The sequence below is a fragment of the Streptomyces sp. NPDC046716 genome, assembly GCF_040645755.1.
Classification (GTDB): domain Bacteria; phylum Actinomycetota; class Actinomycetes; order Streptomycetales; family Streptomycetaceae; genus Streptomyces.
Genome location: NZ_JBEYYU010000044.1, coordinates 62374 through 77162 on the forward strand (window position 1 = coordinate 62374; position 14789 = coordinate 77162).

The window sequence follows — 14789 nt, forward strand, 5'->3', positions numbered from 1 at the left end:
TTCAGGACCTACCACACCGAACGCCCCCTCCGACCCGTTCAACAGGTGGTGTCGGGCCGTCCTTCCGTCAGGTGGTACGGCGCGCGGGCGTCCAGGAGCAGCACCACGAGCGCCCGCGCGGACTGCCGCAGCGGGACGTGGGCCCCGGCGTCCGACGTCCGTACGTGGATCCCGTGCAGCGCCAACTCGTCTCCGTACTCGGCGTATTGGCCCGGGGTGAGGCGGTAGCCGCAGGGCGGGTCCTGGATGGTCTCGGCGGGCTGCGCGGGGTCGTTGTCGGCGCCGCCGACGTAGACCGGACCGGTGTCGCTCAGGCCGGCGGAGCGCGCGGCCGCCGTCGCGGCCGCGATCCGGTCGCCGTGCCGCTCGGCGAAGCCGAAGAGTCCCTTCAGCGCGGCGAGTTGGGAGTCGCGGCGGCGCCGGTTGTTCAGGGCCGCGTCGGCCTCCTCCGCCGGGGTGCCGGGGTCGACTCGGCTCTCGATGAGCAGGCCGAGGGCGTGCTTGATCCCGGACATGTTGCGCAGGATGCGTTCCTGGCCGTCGCCCGCGGTCTGCTTGACCGGGTCGCCGGTGACCGGGTCGGTCCAGATGCCGTACGTGCCCGTGGAGTACCCGGCGGCGCCGGCGGCCGGGCGGACGTGGCGCTCGGACAGGGTCTCGGCCGCGTCGTGCACGGCGGGCGCGGTGTTGAGGTTGCGCGGCCAGAGGTCGAAGAGGTCCTTGTCGTAGTACTTCGGGGTGGCGCTGTACTCGTGCAGGTCGTAGATGACGTCGGGCCGCCGGTCGCGGACGACGGCCGCCATGGCGCGCGCCTCCGCCGTCTCGAGGGCGAGGTGGTCGCGGTTGACGTCGATGCCGTCGGCGTTGCCGCGGGTGTCGGCGGCGCGCCCGTCGGGGTTGGCGGTGGGCACGACGAGCAGGGTCGTGCGGGACAGGAGGCGTGTCGTCGCCGGGTCCGTGGCCCGGGCGAGGTCGCGGACGGTGGTGAGGCAGGCCTCGCGCCCGGCGGGTTCGTCGCCGTGCTGGCTGCAGACGAGGAGCACGGTGGTGGCGGTGTGCCGGGCGCCGATGCGGACCAGTTGGAGCGGGCGGCCCTGTTCGGTGGTGCCGATGCGGGAGACGGAGACGCGGTCGGAGGCGCGGTCCACGGCGGTGAGCAGCCGCTGTTCCTCGGGCTGACTCGTCCAGCGGGCGCCGTGCGTCCGCTCGAAGCCGGTGCGGGGCAGCGTGGCGGTGGCGCGGGCCGGGACCACCGTCACCAGGGGCGCGGCGAGGGCCGCGGTGGCGAGGGCGACGGCGGCGGCACGACGGCGGGCGTTCATCGGTCACTCGCCTCCCGGGACGGGGCGGTGCGGGCGTGTCGGACGGACGCCGTCGGCGCCGGTGGTCCGGGGGGTCGCGGCCGTGGCCGAGGTGGTGGCGGCCGCGAAGGCGTCGGCGCCGCCGACCACGGGGACGCGGGCCACGGTGCGCGGCAGGTCGAGGGTGAGGGTCGGCCGGGTGGACGGCGGGTCGATGAGGTCCTTGTCGGTGCCCGCGACGATCAGGGCGAGCCGGTGTCCTGCGGGTACGACGTGGTCACTGGCGGCCAGGGAGATCGTGAGGGAGTAGGCCCTGCCCGGGGTGAGCGGGCGGCCCCGGCCGGGGTCGGCGGAGGTGCCGAGGTCGGCCCAGCCCCGGCTGAACACGGTCGAGTCGACGTCGGCGGTCGCCGTCGCGGTGTTCTTGAAGCAGGAGCTGTCGCCGGTCGTGCCGGAGCCCCAGCAGCTGCGGTCGGTGAGGGTCGTGATGCCCTCGCCGGCTCCGCCGTAGTCGCGGATCGTGGCGGGGCCGAGGTCGACCAGGACGGCGGACAGGTGGGCGGTGGCGGTGGTCGGCGTCGCGGTGACCGTCACCGTCGAGGAGCCGGAGAGCCGCAGGTCCTTGCCGAGCGGGCGGCTGATGAAGCCGGCCTTTCCGGGCGTCGAGGTGTCGATCTGTGCGGCCCAGTCGCTCTCGCCGAGGGACGGGTCGTCCGTGAACCGTTCCGTCCCGGAGCCGGGCTTCAGGCCGAGGGTGCCGACGCCGGGCGTGGAGCCCGGGCCGGGCCGCAGGGCGGTGGTCCGCGTCGCGCGCGGCGGCCAGACCGTGTCGGTGGTCCAGTGGTCGGGGGTGCGCTCGATGTCGGCCATCGGCTCGCGGTCGATGCCGTTGCGCAGGCCGAGGAGTTCGTGGTCGAACCAGCGGTGCAGGGTGTCGACCCAGTCGGCGCGGCGGAAGTCGAACGGGTCGACGTGCCCGGTCTGCGCCAGCCAGATCTTCCGCTCGACGCCGTTCTTCGCGAGCGCGTCCCACCACTGGCCGAAGTGCTTGGCGCGGACGTTGAGGTCCTGCATGCCGTGCACGACGAAGACGCTGGCCCGTACCTTGGCGGCGTCCTTGACGTAGTCGCGCTCCTGCCACAGCGAGGTCCGGTCGCCGCTGCGGGGCGCCCCGTCGACCAGCCGCTGCTGGACGGCGGCGCAGCGGGCGCGGGCGTCCGGGCTCTCCACGTAGCCCGACAGCCAGTCGGGGCCGGAGTCGTAGAGCGGGGCGCCCTGCTGGAAGTAGTAGTCGTACCAGGAGGAGATGCCGCCGATGGGGACGATGGTCTCCAGGCCCTCGACGCCGGTCGCGGCGACGCCGTTGGCGACGGTGGCGTCGTAGCTCTTGCCGATCATGCCGGTGCGGCCGTTGGTCCAGGTCGCCTTGGCGCGTTCGGCGCCCGACCGTGTGGTGTATCCCTTGGCGCGGCCGTTCAGCCAGTCGACGACGGCCTTGGCGGACCGGATGTCGGAGCGGCCGCCGACGTCGACGCAGCCGTCGGAGCGGTTGGTGCCGGCGAGGTCGACGCCGACGAAGGCGTAGCCGCGCGGCACGAAGTAGTTGTCGTAGTAGAGCGGCATCTGGACGATGTCGCCCTGTGCGTCGTAGGTCTTCAGCTGGCTCTCGTTGCCGCGCCCGCAGCAGGAGTAGTACGGGCTGGCGTCCATGATGACGGGCACCTTGCGGCCCTGCGCGGCCGGTTCGCGGGGGCGGACGATGTCGACGGCGACCCGGTCGGTCCTGCCGTCGCCGTCGCCGTCGAGCCGGGTGTCGACCCAGACGGACTCGCGGACGGCGTTCTCGTAGGAGTAGACGGGCCGGGACTCGGTCGGCCCGGCGGTGCGGGCCACGGCGTCGGCCGGGGCGACGAGCACGGCGAGCAGGGCCGCGGCGGCCGCGCCCACGAGAAGGGTCCAGAGGCGGCGGATGCGTCCGGCAGGTATCGGCATGGCCGGAAGGTACACGGGTCAACTGCCGTGCGACAGAGGGCATCGGCGTGCTGCGACAGGCGCGTGGGGCGTAAAGGCGCATGTCGGTCGAATGGCGATCGTGTGACAGGAGGGGCCATGGACATGACCGAGGTGCCGGGTGCTGAATAGGGTCGCGAACACGATCACACGGGGCCGGTTCCCTCCGGTCGTGTGCGGTCGGTCCCCGGTCTGTTCCTACGACTTGGAGTTTTCCGTGTACCGCAGACTCATCGCTCCCGGCGCGCTCACGGCCGCCCTGCTGCTGGCGATCCCGGCATCGGCGGCCGACTTCCGGCCCGGGGCCTCGGGAATCGGCGATCCCTACTACCCGACGTACGGGAACGGCGGCTACGACGTCTCCCACTACGACCTGCGTCTGAAGTACCAGCCGAAGACGGACCTGTTGGAGGGCACGGCGACGATCCTCGCCTCCTCCACCCAGGATCTGTCACGCTTCGACCTCGACTTCGGGCTCACCGCGAGCGAGGTCCGGGTGAACGGGAAGAAGGCGGCGTTCGCCAGGTCCGGCGAGCAGGAACTGGAGGTGACGCCCGCGGCCGGGCTCCCGAAGGGCACGCCCTTCACGGTCGTGGTGAAGTACGCGGGCAAGCCGTCCGAGGTGAAGCTGTGGGGCTTCACGTCCTGGCAGCGCACCCCCGACGGCGGCATCGGCGCCAACGAGCCGGAGGCCGCCGCCTGGTGGTTCCCGTCGAACGACCACCCGCTCGACAAGGCCACGTACGACGTCTCGGTGGCGGTCCCCGACGGCACCCAGGCGATCTCCAACGGGACGCTGCAGTCGCAGAGTTCGAAGCTGGGCTGGACCCGCTTCAACTGGCGCTCCGTCCACCCGCAGGCCACGTATCTGACGACGCTCGCGGTCGGCAAGTTCGACATCACCACCGACACGACCTCCGACGGCACTCCGGTCGTCAACGCCTACAGCAAGGACCTCGGCGCCAACGAGGGCGCGGCGAAGGCCAGCGTGGAGCGCACCGCCGAGGTCGCCGAATGGCTGGAGTCGGTCTACGGGAAGTACCCGTTCGAGGCGCTGGGCGGCTATGTCCCGAACGTGCCGTCGTCGTTCGCCCTGGAGACGCAGACGCGGCCCTTCTACTCCCCGAAGCAGTTCGCGAACGGCTCCAACGTCTCCGTCGTCGTGCACGAGCTGGCGCACCAGTGGTACGGGGACAGTGTCTCCGTACGCGGCTGGAAGGACATCTGGATCAACGAGGGCTTCGCCCGTTACAGCCAGTGGCTGTGGTCCGAGAAGGAGGGCGAGGGCACGGCCCGGGAGCTGTCCGACTACGCGTACGCGCAGCACCCGGCGGACGACGCCTTCTGGACCGTGAAGCCCGGGGATCCCGGCGCCGAGAACCAGTTCGACGCGGCCGTCTACGACCGGGGGGCCATGGCCGTCCAGGCGCTGCGCGACGCGGTCGGCGACAAGAAGTTCTTCAAGATCCTCAAGGGCTGGCCGCAGGCGCACGCGTACGGCAACGCCGCCGTCTCCGACTTCGTCTCCTACGCGGAGCGGGTCTCCGGCAAGCCGTTGGCGTCGCTGTTCGACACCTGGCTGTATCAGCCGACGCGGCCTGCTGTTTCCTCGTCGCTCCGGGCGGTCGGGGGGCCTGAGCAGCCGCGCTCGTGGAAGGCGATCGCCGCGACGAACGGTGTGCACGGGGGGCACTGAGCCGTCTGTGGCTGGGGGGGGCTCGGTTCCCCGCGCTGTTTGTCGGGTCGGCGGTCGACTGCGGGCCGGTGGGGCTTCTCGCGCCGTTCCCCGCGCCCCCAGGCCGCCGACCATCCGCAGGCCGGTGGCCGCTTCTCGCGCCGTTCCCCGCGCCCCCAGGCCGCCGACCATCCGCGGGCCGGCGGCCGCTTCCCGTGCGCCCAGGCCGTCGTTCGTCCCACGGCCGGTGGCCGCTTCTCGCGCCGTTCCCCGCGCCCCCCAGGCCGTCGACCATCCGCAGGCCGGTGGCCGCTTCCCGCGTCTCCAGGCCGCCGTTCGTCCCACGGCCGGTGGCCGCTTCTCGCGCCCCTGAGATGCGCACTTCGTGCGGCATCTCGTCAAGAGAGGCGCGCGCCGTCCGGCGCCATTTCGTTCGGCGCCTTGTCGGGGGGGCTGGGCGGACTGCGCGATCAGACAGCACCGGCCCGCGCCCGATGAGCGAGCGGGAGGTACCGGAACCGTTCGGGCAGCCGGGGCACGACCCAGCGCACCAGCACCGCGAACCGGCGCAGCCGGCGCTCCTGGCGATCGGACCACGGGAGTCCGATCGCCTCCCGCGCCTCGGGCGGCAGCAGCCCTATCGACAGGAAGCGGAGGGCGCGGGCGAGCACCGGACGGATCAGCGGCCAGCACACACGCAGCAGCCGCGATCCGGGCGGCGGCGGAATCACCCGCCCGGCATCCGTGAGCTCGGCGACCACCGCGTTCGGCCCGATCTCGCGGGCGAGCATCTTCTCGTAGTAGGGCCAGAACTCCCCGACCGTCTGCGGCATGTCCCGGTCGTGGATCCCGAGGATCCGGCCGACCATCAGCCACTCCGCGTAGAACCGCTCGTCCTCCTCGGGCGTGAACGGCCGGGCGAAGTAGCGCCGGGCCCGCCGGGAGACCGGATAGCCGGTGGCGTGCACCCACGCGTAGTGGGCCGGGGTGAGTGCGTGGTAGCGGCGACCGCGCGGATCGGTGCCGCGGATGTCCCGGTGGACGCGGCGCAGCCGGCGCCCTTCCTCGGCGGCGGCCTCTCCCCCGTACACCCAGAGCAGGACCGAGGTCAGCGAGCGCTCGCCGCGCCCCCACGGGTCGGAGCGGAACACCGAGTGGTCGTCGACCCCGGCGCCGACCGCGGGGTGCGCGACCTGGAGGACGAACGCGGCGGGCAGGGCGAGCAGGGAGCGGATGTCGCCCGCGGTGTCCCAGAGGATCCCGCCGGGCGGGGGCGGCGGCGGATCGGGGTCGTGCTGTTTCATGCCGCTTCCTGGACGTCGTGCGGTGCGCTGTGCCTTGTGATCCAGTATGCGACGCGTGGGTCAGGCGAGACCGGCCGCGATGGCGCGGCGTACGGCGTCGGCGCGGTCGCGGATGGCCGCCTTGGCGAACAGGTTGTTGATGTGGGTCTTCACCGTGGCCTCGCTGATGAAGAGCTTCTCGGCGATCGCCCGGTTCGGCAGGCCCTGGCCGATCAGGGTGAGCACCTCGCGCTCGCGGGGTGTGATGTCGTCGGGGAGGTCCTGCCCGGGCGCCGGGGCCTTGGTGCGGACGGTGGCGAGAAGCCGGTCCTGGACCTCGCGGTCGAGGACGGACTGTCCCGCGGCGGCGGCGCGGATGGCGCGGGTGATGTCCTGGCGTCCCGCGTTCTTGGTGAGGTAGCCGCGGGCCCCGGCGCTCAGGGCGGCCAGGATCGAGTCGTCGTCGGCGAAGGTGGTCAGCACGACGACGGCCACCTCGGGGTGGTCCTCGGCCAGGCGGCGGGTCGTCTCGATGCCGTCCATCACGGGCATCCGCAGGTCCATCAGCACCACGTCGACCGGTCCCGCGGCGGCCGCGGTGAGCACCTCGGTGCCGTCGGCGGCGGCCGCGACGACGTCGATGTCCGTGGCCAGGCCGAGGACCGCGGCCAGCGGCTCGCGGACGGCGGCCTGATCGTCGGCGACGACGACCCTCAGCGGCCTCTGGGCGCTGTCCTGCTGCGTCGCTTCACTCATCGGGGATCACTGCCTCCACCTGCCAGCCGCCCTGGTCCGGTCCGTCGGTGACCGGGCCCGCGGTGATCGTCCCACGCAGCAGCGCGACCCGTTCCCGCATGCCGATCAGTCCCATGCCGCTGCCGGCACCCGCGCTCACCGCGCGGGTCGCCGGGCTGTTGCGGATCCTCAGTGTCGTCGACGCCGGGTCGAAGGCCAGCTCCACGCGGACGTCGCCGCCGGGCGCGTACCGGGTCGCGTTGGTCAGCGCCTCCTGGGCGATGCGCAGCAGGTTCTGGACGACCCGGGACGGCACCTCGCGGACGGTCCCGGTGACGGTGAGGGCGTCCTGGTGGCCGGACGACTCGATCATCGCCGTCAGGCTCTCCAGGAGCGGCAGGGAGTCCTCGCGGAGCGCGTGCACGGTCCACTGGGCCTGTTTGAGGCTCTCCTTCACCATGCTGTGCGCCTTCTGGTTCGCCTCGCGGACGCGCTCCAGGTCGCCGGTGTCGATGAGCGCGTCGGCCAGTTCGAGCTGCATGTTGATGCCCGCCAGGGAGTGGGCCAGGACGTCGTGCACGTCGCGGGCGATCCGGCCGCGCTCGGTGAGGACGGCGGCCTGGGCCTCGGCCCGCGCGGCGCGCTCCGCGGACTCGGCGGCCTCGACCACGGCCTGGACGGCGCGGTGGCGGGTGCGGTTGACGATGCCCATCAGGACCGGGAGGCCGGTGGTGAGGCCCAGCGTCCAGGGCAGGAAGTCGTGGCCGGGGCCGAGGCGGAAGTACAGGACGCCGCCGCAGAGCAGGCTGCACAGCGCGGCGAGGATGAGCGCCTTCCGGGTCTCCAGGCGGTGGCCGATGTGGCCGACGAGGAAGTACGCGAAGAGATAGCTGGAGCCGGAGCGGCTGACGCCGATCAACGCGGCCGCGGCGACGACGCCGCAGGTCAGCCAGATCAGGGCGACGCGTGGCGGGACCTTCGCCTCGGGCAGGTGGCGGGCCGCGAGGGCGACGCAGTTGACCACGAGGAGGGCGGCGACGGCGAGGCCCCGGCCGCTGAGGCCCAGCGGCCGGATCGTCCAGAAGCCCGAGACGATGACGGCCAGGGTCAGGATCCAGTGCACCCGGGCGTCCTGCGTGGGCACGACCCGCGGGCCGGGCTCCTGGTGCGGAGCCGGCCCGGGGGCGTTCGGGGTCTCGGGGGCGCTCGGTGCTTCGGGCACGGCGTGACCATAACCCACGGTCAGGCCGTGCGGTCGAGGGCCGGGGCGGTCTTGACCGTGGCCGCCGGCTGCCCCTCGTGGGCGACCAGACGGCTCCGGATGAAGATCGTGGCCACCCGGGTGACGACCTCGGTGAGGGCCATCAGGACGAAGGCCGCGACCCAGGCCTGATCGCTGGTGATGTGGTGGGCGAGGCTGAACCGGGCGACGTGGTCGGCTCCGCCGTGCTCGACCCACAGCTGGAAGCCCATCCGGGCGCCCATGCCGAGCACCCAGAGGGTCGCGGAGACGGCACCGGCCTTGATCAGCAGGTGGCCGCCGGAGGGGCGGATCCGGGTGTAGACGCCGCCCGCGATGCCGAGCGCGGCGCCGACGGCCGTCAGCGCGCCGATCAGCACCAGGTCGTTGCCCGCCGTGGGCACGCTGTCGAGGTAGCTGTGGGCCACGAAGGCCACGATCCCGAGCGGGATCAGGAAGGTCTTGAGGTCGAGGCGGCCTTCCCGCAGCTGCCGGAAGACGACCAGGACGAGGGCGATGTCGGTGATCCAGTCGGTGGTTGTCATGCCTCCAAGACTGCTGACGCGCGGCCTCCGACGCCTGGACCCAGGGGTGGATCGACAGGTGGAGATGCCCGGCCGTCCGGAGTCCACCCGGTGCGTCGGCCGGGTCCACCGGCCTCGCCCGCTACCCCTCGCTCCCGTACCGCTTGGCCAGGTCGGAGGCGAGTTCGGAGACCCGGGTGCACAGGTCGTTGACGGCCGCGGTGTGCGCGGGGTCGGCCGGGGCCGAGTGGGTCGGCACGACGTGGGCCCGCAGACACGGCGCGGGCGGTGGTGGCGGCGGCGCGGCCGCGCGGGCGGGCTCGGGGCGCCGGGACCGCAGCCGGGCCGAGCCGACGAGTGCGGTCGTCAGCAGAGCCGCGAAGGAGGCTAGTTGCCCCGTTTTGAGGTGAACGTCCCACGGAATCAGGGCCATGCCTGTGTCCTACCCTCGCGGTACGCAGGACCAACTCGTGCTGTTCACAGCCCGGTTCGCGCCGTGAACGGCCGGTTCGGTGCGGGTCGGCCGGCGTGGTCGTACACCGTCACCGGTATCCCCCGGGCCACGAGCTGCTCCGCTATCAGCGGCTCCACCCGCGACCACGTGCCGCCGGCGAGCCCGCAGCCGATGCGGGGCATATGGACGGAGGCGCCCAGCCCGGCCGCGTGCCCGGCCACCGCCGCCAGGCCTCGCTCGATGGCGTCGTAGCGGACCGGGACGCCCTTGCCGCCGGTGCGGATGCCGCGCTGGCCCACCACGTTCGCCACCCAGGTGTGCGGGTCCACCTGGACGAGCTGGACGGCGCCGAGCCCGAAGTCGTTCGTCGCGCGCTCGCGGTGCCAGCGGCGGTAGGCCCGCTCGGGCCCGGGCCAGCGGCGGGAGAGCGCGAGGACGAAGCCCTTCCCCCAGCCGCCGATGTCGTTGCAGACATGGACGATCAGCCGTGGGCCCCGCGCCGACGGGGCGGTGGCGTCACCCGGGACGTACGTGATCTCCGACATGACGCCACCGTAGGGGCGGGCACTGACAACGGGCCGGGACTACTCGTCCTTCGCCGCGCCGGTCACCGGCTCCGCGGCCGCCTTGCGGGCGATGTTGCGGCGGGCGCGGAACCAGCCGACGACGAGCAGCAGGGCGACGACCGGGATCAGGCTGAGCGTCTTGCGGCCGGTCTCCGCGTCGTTCCACATGAGGCCGAGGACGAGCAGGAGGAAGACGATCGTGACGATCTCGGTCACCGGGGATCCGGGCAGCCGGAACGCCGGGCGCTCGACCAGGCCCTGCTTGGCCCGGCGGACGAACGCCAGGTGCGCGATCATGATCATGACCCAGGTGCCGATGATGCCGATCGACGAGATCTCGATGACGATCTCGAAGGCGTCGGCCGGCAGCAGGTAGTTCAGGCCGACGCCCAGGACGCCGACGCCCGCCGTCAGCAGGATGCCGCCGTAGGGCACCTGGCTGCGGTTCATCCGGGCGGTGAACGACGGCGCGGAGCCCGACATCGCCATGGAGCGCAGGATGCGGCCCGTGGAGTAGAGGCCGGAGTTGAGCGACGACATGGCGGCGGTCAGCACGACCAGGTTGACGATGTCACCGATGCCGCCGACGCCCAGCTTGGAGAACAGGGTGACGAACGGGCTCTCGCCCGCCTTGTACGTGGACGACGGCAGCAGCAGGGCGAGGAGCAGCACCGAGCCGCAGTAGAACAGGCCGACGCGCCACATGATCGAGTTCACCGCGCGCGGCACGATCTTGTGCGGCTCGGCGGTCTCGCCCGCCGCGACACCGACCAGCTCCAGGGCCGCGTAGGCGAACACGACGCCCTGCATCACGAGGATCACCGACATGGTGCCGCTGGGCATCCAGCCGCCGTGGTCGGTGATCATGTGCAGGCCCGGTGTCTGGCCGTCGACGGGGTGCTGCGTGGCGATCAGGAAGATGCCCACGAACAGGAAGGCGACGAGCGTCGCCACCTTGATGATCGAGAACCAGAACTCCATCTCGCCGAAGTACTTCACCGAGACGAGGTTGACGGAGAGCACGACCGCGAGGGCGATCAGCGCGAGCACCCACTGCGGAACAGAGGTGAAGGCGCTCCAGTACTGCGTGTAGAGCGCGATCGCGGTGATGTCCGCGATACCCGTCATCGACCAGTTGAGGAAGTACATCCACCCGGCGACGTACGCGCCCTTCTCGCCGAGGAACTCGCGCGCGTACGACACGAAGGATCCCGAGGAGGGCCGGTAGACGACCATCTCGCCGAGGGCGCGCACGACCAGGTACGCGAAGACTCCGCAGATCAGATACGCGAAGACGAGCGCGGGGCCCGCGTCGCGCAGGCGGCCGCCGGCACCGAGGAAGAGTCCGGTGCCGATCGCGCCACCGATGGCGATCATGTTGACGTGGCGGCTCTTGAGGGCCTTGCTGTAACCGGCGTCGCCCGCGTCGGCGGGCGTACTGGGCGCATCCGTGGGGGATGTGTCCACGGCCGTGTTCACGGCGTCCTTGCTCACGTGGGGGTGTCCGCTCTGTGGTGCGTGGGGGCGTGGGGCCCCCTGGGTCCGGAAGTACGGCGGCCCGCGACACCCTGACAGTGTGCGGACCGACTGTGCACCTTCCCCCAAAGATCACCGGAAATGCGGTGGTGGAGATCACATAGCGGCCCTTCTCACATAGCGAGAAGGGCTCTTGCGCGCTTGCGGGAACGAGCGTACAAGGCAGTTTCACAACATCGGTGTCTCAGCAATACTGTTGAACCCGACCGGCACCGAGAGCTAGGCACGAGGCGGACATGGCGACCGACATCGAGAACAGCGGGGCGGGACCGGCCGGACCGGAGCCCACGCTGACCGTCGACGAACTGGCGGCGCGGGCGGCCGTCACGGTCCGCACGATCCGCTTCTACAGCACGCGCGGCCTGCTGCCGCCGCCGGTGATCGGCCCGCGCCGGGTCGGCCACTACGGTCAGGAGCACCTGTCGCGGCTCGGCCTCATCGAGGAGTTGCAGCACCAGGGCATGACCCTGTCGGCGATCGAGCGCTATCTGGAGCAGCTGCCGAGGGACCTGAGCGCCGACGATCTCGCCCTGCACCGCGCGCTGGTGGCGAGCTGGGCGCCGGACGCGGCGGAGGACATGCCGCACGCGGAGCTGGAGCGGCGGTGCGGGCGGACGCTGTCCGGCACGGACGTGGACCGGCTGTCGGCGATGGGCGTCATCACGTACCTGGAGGAGCCCGACGCGTTCCGGGTGGACGTGGGGCAGTTGCGGCTCGGGGTGCAGCTTCTCGACGTGCCGATCGCGCACGAGACGCTGCTCGCCGCGCGCACGATCCTGCTGGAGCACACCCGGCAGACGGCGCACGCGCTCTCCCGGCTCTTCCAGGAAGAGGTGTGGGGTCCGTACCGGGAGCGCGAGGCGGCTCCCGGGGACCCCGGGCACGTGGCGGCGATGCGGTCGCTGTCGGCCCATATGCAGCCGCTGGTGGTGCAGGCGCTGGTGACGGCGTTCCAGCGGTCGCTGCGCGACGAGCTGCGGACCGCGTTCAGAAGCGCCGGGTGAGCGGCCGTGGTGGTGTGCCCCGTGTCGCGGGGCGCACCACCACGGCCGGCGGGCGGACGGTTCAGCTGTCGCTGAACGTCTCGCCCTTCTCGGCCTTCGTCACGAGCAGCGCGGGCGGCAGGAAGCGGTCGCCGTAGCGCTCGGCCAGCTCGCGCGCGCGGGCGACGAATCCGTCGAGCCCGCCCTCGTAGCCGTTGATGTACTGCAGGACGCCGCCGGTCCAGCCCGGGAAGCCGATGCCGAAGATGGAGCCGATGTTGGCGTCGGCGACGGACGTCAGGACGCCCTCCTCGACGAGCCGGACCGTGTCCAGCGCCTCGGAGAAGAGCATGCGCTCCTGCATGTCCTCGAACGGGATCTCCGTGCCCGGCTTGGTGAAGTGCTCGCGCAGCCCCGGCCACAGGGCGCCGCGCTTGCCGTCCTCCCCGTACTCGTAGAAGCCCGCGCCGCCGCTGCGGCCGGTGCGGCCGAACTCGTCGACCATGCGGTCGATGACGGCCTCCGCCGGGTGCTCGTCCCAGGTGCCGCCCGCCTCCTCGATCGCCGCGCGGGTCTCCTGCCGGATCTTGCGCGGCAGGGTGAGGGTCAGCTCGTCCATCAGGGAGAGCACCTTGGCCGGGTAGCCGGCCTGGCCCGCCGCCTGCTCGACCGACGCGGGCTCGACGCCCTCGCCGACCATGGCGATGCCCTCGTTCATGAAGTGGCCGATCACGCGGGAGGTGAAGAACCCGCGCGAGTCGTTCACGACGATCGGCGTCTTGTTGATCTGGCGGACGAGGTCGAAGGCGCGGGCCAGCGCCTCGTCACCGGTGCGCTCGCCCTTGATGATCTCCACCAGCGGCATCTTGTCGACCGGCGAGAAGAAGTGCAGGCCGATGAAGTCGGCCTGCCGCTGGACGCCTTCGGCGAGGGCGGTGATGGGCAGCGTCGAGGTGTTGGAGCACAGCAGCGCGTCCGGGGCGACGATGTCCTGGATCTCCTGGAACACCTTGTGCTTGAGGGACGGGTCCTCGAACACGGCCTCGATGACGGCGTCGCAGCCGGCCACGCCCTGCGGGTCGGCGGTGGGAGTGATCCGCGCGAGCAGCGCGTCCGCCTTCTCCTGGGTGGTGCGGCCACGGGAGACGGCCTTGGCGCAGAGCTTCTCGGAGTACGCCTTGCCCTTGGCGGCGGACTCGGCCGATACGTCCTTCAGGACGACCTCGATGCCCGCGCGGGCGCACGAGTAGGCGATGCCCGCGCCCATCATGCCGGCGCCGAGGACGGCGACCTTGCGCACCTTGGTGGGCTCGATGCCCTGGGGGCGGTTGGCTCCGGAGTTGACCGCCTGGAGGTCGAAGAAGAACGCCTGGATCATGTTCTTCGCGGTCTGGCCGGTGACCAGCTCGGTGAAGTAGCGGGCCTCGATGGTCAGGGCGGTCTCGAAGTCGACCTGGGAGCCCTCGACGGCGGCCGCGAGGATGTTGCGCGGCGCCGGGTAGGGGGCGCCGTTGAGCTGCTTCTTGAGGTTGGCCGGGAAGGCCGGGAGGTTCGCGGCGAACTTGGGGTTGGCCGGGGTGCCGCCGGGGATGCGGTAGCCGGGCTTGTCCCAGGGCTGCTGCGACTCGGGGTTGGCGTCGATGAAGGCGCGGGCCTTGTCGAGCATCTCCTCGCGGGTGGCGGCGACCTCGTGGACCAGACCGTTCTCCAGGGCGCGCTTCGGGGTGTACTGGGTGCCCTGGAGCAGGACCTTGAGGAGGGCGTCGGCGATGCCCATGAGGCGGACGGTGCGGGTGACGCCGCCGCCGGCGGGGAGCAGACCGAGGGTGACCTCGGGGAGGCCGATCTTCGAGCCGGGGGCGTCGAGGGCGACGCGGTGGTGGCTGGCCAGGGCGATCTCGTAGCCGCCGCCCAGGGCCGCGCCGTTGATCGCCGCGACGACGGGCTTGCCGAGGGTCTCGATGCGGCGCAGGGAGTTCTTGATGCCGATGCCGGTCTCGAAGACGGCCTGGGCGTCCTCCGGGCCCGCCTTCATCATGTCCTTGAGGTCGCCGCCCGCGAAGAAGGTCTTCTTGGCGGAGGTGTAGATGATGCCGCGGATGGAGTCGCGTTCGGCCTCGGCGCGGTCGGCGATCGCCGCGATGGAGTCCTTGAACGCCTGGTTCATGGTGTTCGCGGACTGGTTGGGGTCGTCGAGGACGAGGGTGACGATGCCGGTGTCGTCCTGTTCCCAGCGGATGGTTGTGCTGGCGGTCATATTCGTGTCTCCGTGAAGTCAAGTGCGGCGGGGTTGGCGGCGGCTACTGGGGAGGGGGGAGCGGTGTGGTGCCGTGTGCGGGTCGTGGCGGGTTGCTCGCGCAGTTCCCCGCGCCCCTGGAGGTGAGCTTCGCTCGCCCAGGGGAGGCTGCGCGAAGCGCATGCCTCAGGGGTAACCAGTGCGCCTGAGTTCGCCAGGGTTGGGGCCCCCGGCACGCTACGGAGG

Annotated in this window: 12 protein-coding genes; 2 read left to right on the forward strand and 10 right to left on the reverse strand. The window is 72.0% G+C overall.

What is annotated here, in order from left to right; genetic code table 11:
- Positions 1-38 precede the first annotated feature (38 nt).
- Positions 39-1322: a M14 family metallocarboxypeptidase gene (locus tag ABZ930_RS28640; RefSeq protein WP_361553707.1), complete on the reverse strand. Its 1284-nt coding sequence runs from the start codon at positions 1320-1322 to the stop codon at positions 39-41.
- 3 nt (positions 1323-1325) lie between these two features.
- Positions 1326-3293 carry a Xaa-Pro dipeptidyl-peptidase gene (locus ABZ930_RS28645; RefSeq protein WP_361553710.1) on the reverse strand — a complete coding sequence of 656 codons (1968 nt, stop codon included), beginning with the start codon at positions 3291-3293 and terminating at the stop codon, positions 1326-1328.
- Positions 3294-3528: 235 nt separating this feature from the next.
- Between ABZ930_RS28645 and ABZ930_RS28650 the strand changes: the two genes are divergently transcribed.
- Positions 3529-5007, forward strand: coding sequence for a M1 family metallopeptidase (locus ABZ930_RS28650; protein ID WP_361553713.1), 1479 nt, complete (start codon positions 3529-3531; stop codon positions 5005-5007).
- A 449-nt stretch (positions 5008-5456) separates the two neighbouring features.
- Here ABZ930_RS28650 and ABZ930_RS28655 read toward each other — a convergent pair whose 3' ends face one another.
- The 7 genes from ABZ930_RS28655 to ABZ930_RS28685 form a co-directional block, all read right to left on the reverse strand.
- Positions 5457-6290 carry an oxygenase MpaB family protein gene (locus ABZ930_RS28655; protein WP_361553716.1) on the reverse strand — a complete coding sequence of 278 codons (834 nt, stop codon included), beginning with the start codon at positions 6288-6290 and terminating at the stop codon, positions 5457-5459.
- Between the two features lie 60 nt (positions 6291-6350).
- Complete coding sequence (locus ABZ930_RS28660) at positions 6351-7025, reverse strand: response regulator transcription factor (protein ID WP_361553719.1); 675 nt, start codon at positions 7023-7025, stop codon at positions 6351-6353.
- Positions 7018-8148, reverse strand: a complete 1131-nt coding sequence (locus ABZ930_RS28665; RefSeq protein ID WP_361553757.1) for a histidine kinase — start codon at positions 8146-8148, stop codon at positions 7018-7020. Before ABZ930_RS28665 ends, ABZ930_RS28660 begins: the two co-directional genes overlap by 8 nt.
- Positions 8149-8246: 98 nt before the next feature.
- On the reverse strand, positions 8247-8789 hold the full coding sequence (locus tag ABZ930_RS28670; protein WP_361553722.1) for a hypothetical protein: 543 nt from the start codon (positions 8787-8789) through the stop codon (positions 8247-8249).
- Between the two features lie 121 nt (positions 8790-8910).
- Positions 8911-9201 (reverse strand): hypothetical protein, encoded by a 291-nt coding sequence (locus ABZ930_RS28675; protein ID WP_361553725.1) that lies wholly within the window; start codon positions 9199-9201, stop codon positions 8911-8913.
- A 44-nt stretch (positions 9202-9245) separates the two neighbouring features.
- The gene (locus tag ABZ930_RS28680; protein ID WP_361553727.1) at positions 9246-9767 is read right to left on the reverse strand and encodes a macro domain-containing protein; all 522 of its coding nucleotides are present in this window, start codon (positions 9765-9767) and stop codon (positions 9246-9248) included.
- A 39-nt stretch (positions 9768-9806) separates the two neighbouring features.
- On the reverse strand, positions 9807-11282 hold the full coding sequence (locus tag ABZ930_RS28685; RefSeq protein WP_361553730.1) for an amino acid permease: 1476 nt from the start codon (positions 11280-11282) through the stop codon (positions 9807-9809).
- Between the two features lie 278 nt (positions 11283-11560).
- Between ABZ930_RS28685 and ABZ930_RS28690 the strand changes: the two genes are divergently transcribed.
- Positions 11561-12328, forward strand: a complete 768-nt coding sequence (locus tag ABZ930_RS28690) for a MerR family transcriptional regulator (RefSeq protein WP_361553732.1) — start codon at positions 11561-11563, stop codon at positions 12326-12328.
- 61 nt (positions 12329-12389) lie between these two features.
- Here the strand turns inward: ABZ930_RS28690 and ABZ930_RS28695 are convergent, their stop codons facing one another.
- Positions 12390-14564 (reverse strand): 3-hydroxyacyl-CoA dehydrogenase NAD-binding domain-containing protein, encoded by a 2175-nt coding sequence (locus ABZ930_RS28695; protein ID WP_361553735.1) that lies wholly within the window; start codon positions 14562-14564, stop codon positions 12390-12392.
- Positions 14565-14789 lie beyond the last annotated feature (225 nt).

What these genes read in the sequence shown, in the direction of transcription:
- ABZ930_RS28640 (WP_361553707.1), bottom strand. Translation starts at nt 1,322, where the DNA reads ATGAACGCCCGCCGTCGTGCCGCCGCCGTCGCCCTCGCCACCGCGGCC.
- ABZ930_RS28645 (WP_361553710.1), bottom strand. Translation starts at nt 3,293, where the DNA reads ATGCCGATACCTGCCGGACGCATCCGCCGCCTCTGGACCCTTCTCGTG.
- ABZ930_RS28655 (WP_361553716.1), bottom strand. Translation starts at nt 6,290, where the DNA reads ATGAAACAGCACGACCCCGATCCGCCGCCGCCCCCGCCCGGCGGGATC.
- ABZ930_RS28660 (WP_361553719.1), bottom strand. Translation starts at nt 7,025, where the DNA reads ATGAGTGAAGCGACGCAGCAGGACAGCGCCCAGAGGCCGCTGAGGGTC.
- ABZ930_RS28670 (WP_361553722.1), bottom strand. Translation starts at nt 8,789, where the DNA reads ATGACAACCACCGACTGGATCACCGACATCGCCCTCGTCCTGGTCGTC.
- ABZ930_RS28675 (WP_361553725.1), bottom strand. Translation starts at nt 9,201, where the DNA reads ATGGCCCTGATTCCGTGGGACGTTCACCTCAAAACGGGGCAACTAGCC.
- ABZ930_RS28680 (WP_361553727.1), bottom strand. Translation starts at nt 9,767, where the DNA reads ATGTCGGAGATCACGTACGTCCCGGGTGACGCCACCGCCCCGTCGGCG.
- ABZ930_RS28690 (WP_361553732.1), top strand. Translation starts at nt 11,561, where the DNA reads ATGGCGACCGACATCGAGAACAGCGGGGCGGGACCGGCCGGACCGGAG.
- ABZ930_RS28695 (WP_361553735.1), bottom strand. Translation starts at nt 14,564, where the DNA reads ATGACCGCCAGCACAACCATCCGCTGGGAACAGGACGACACCGGCATC.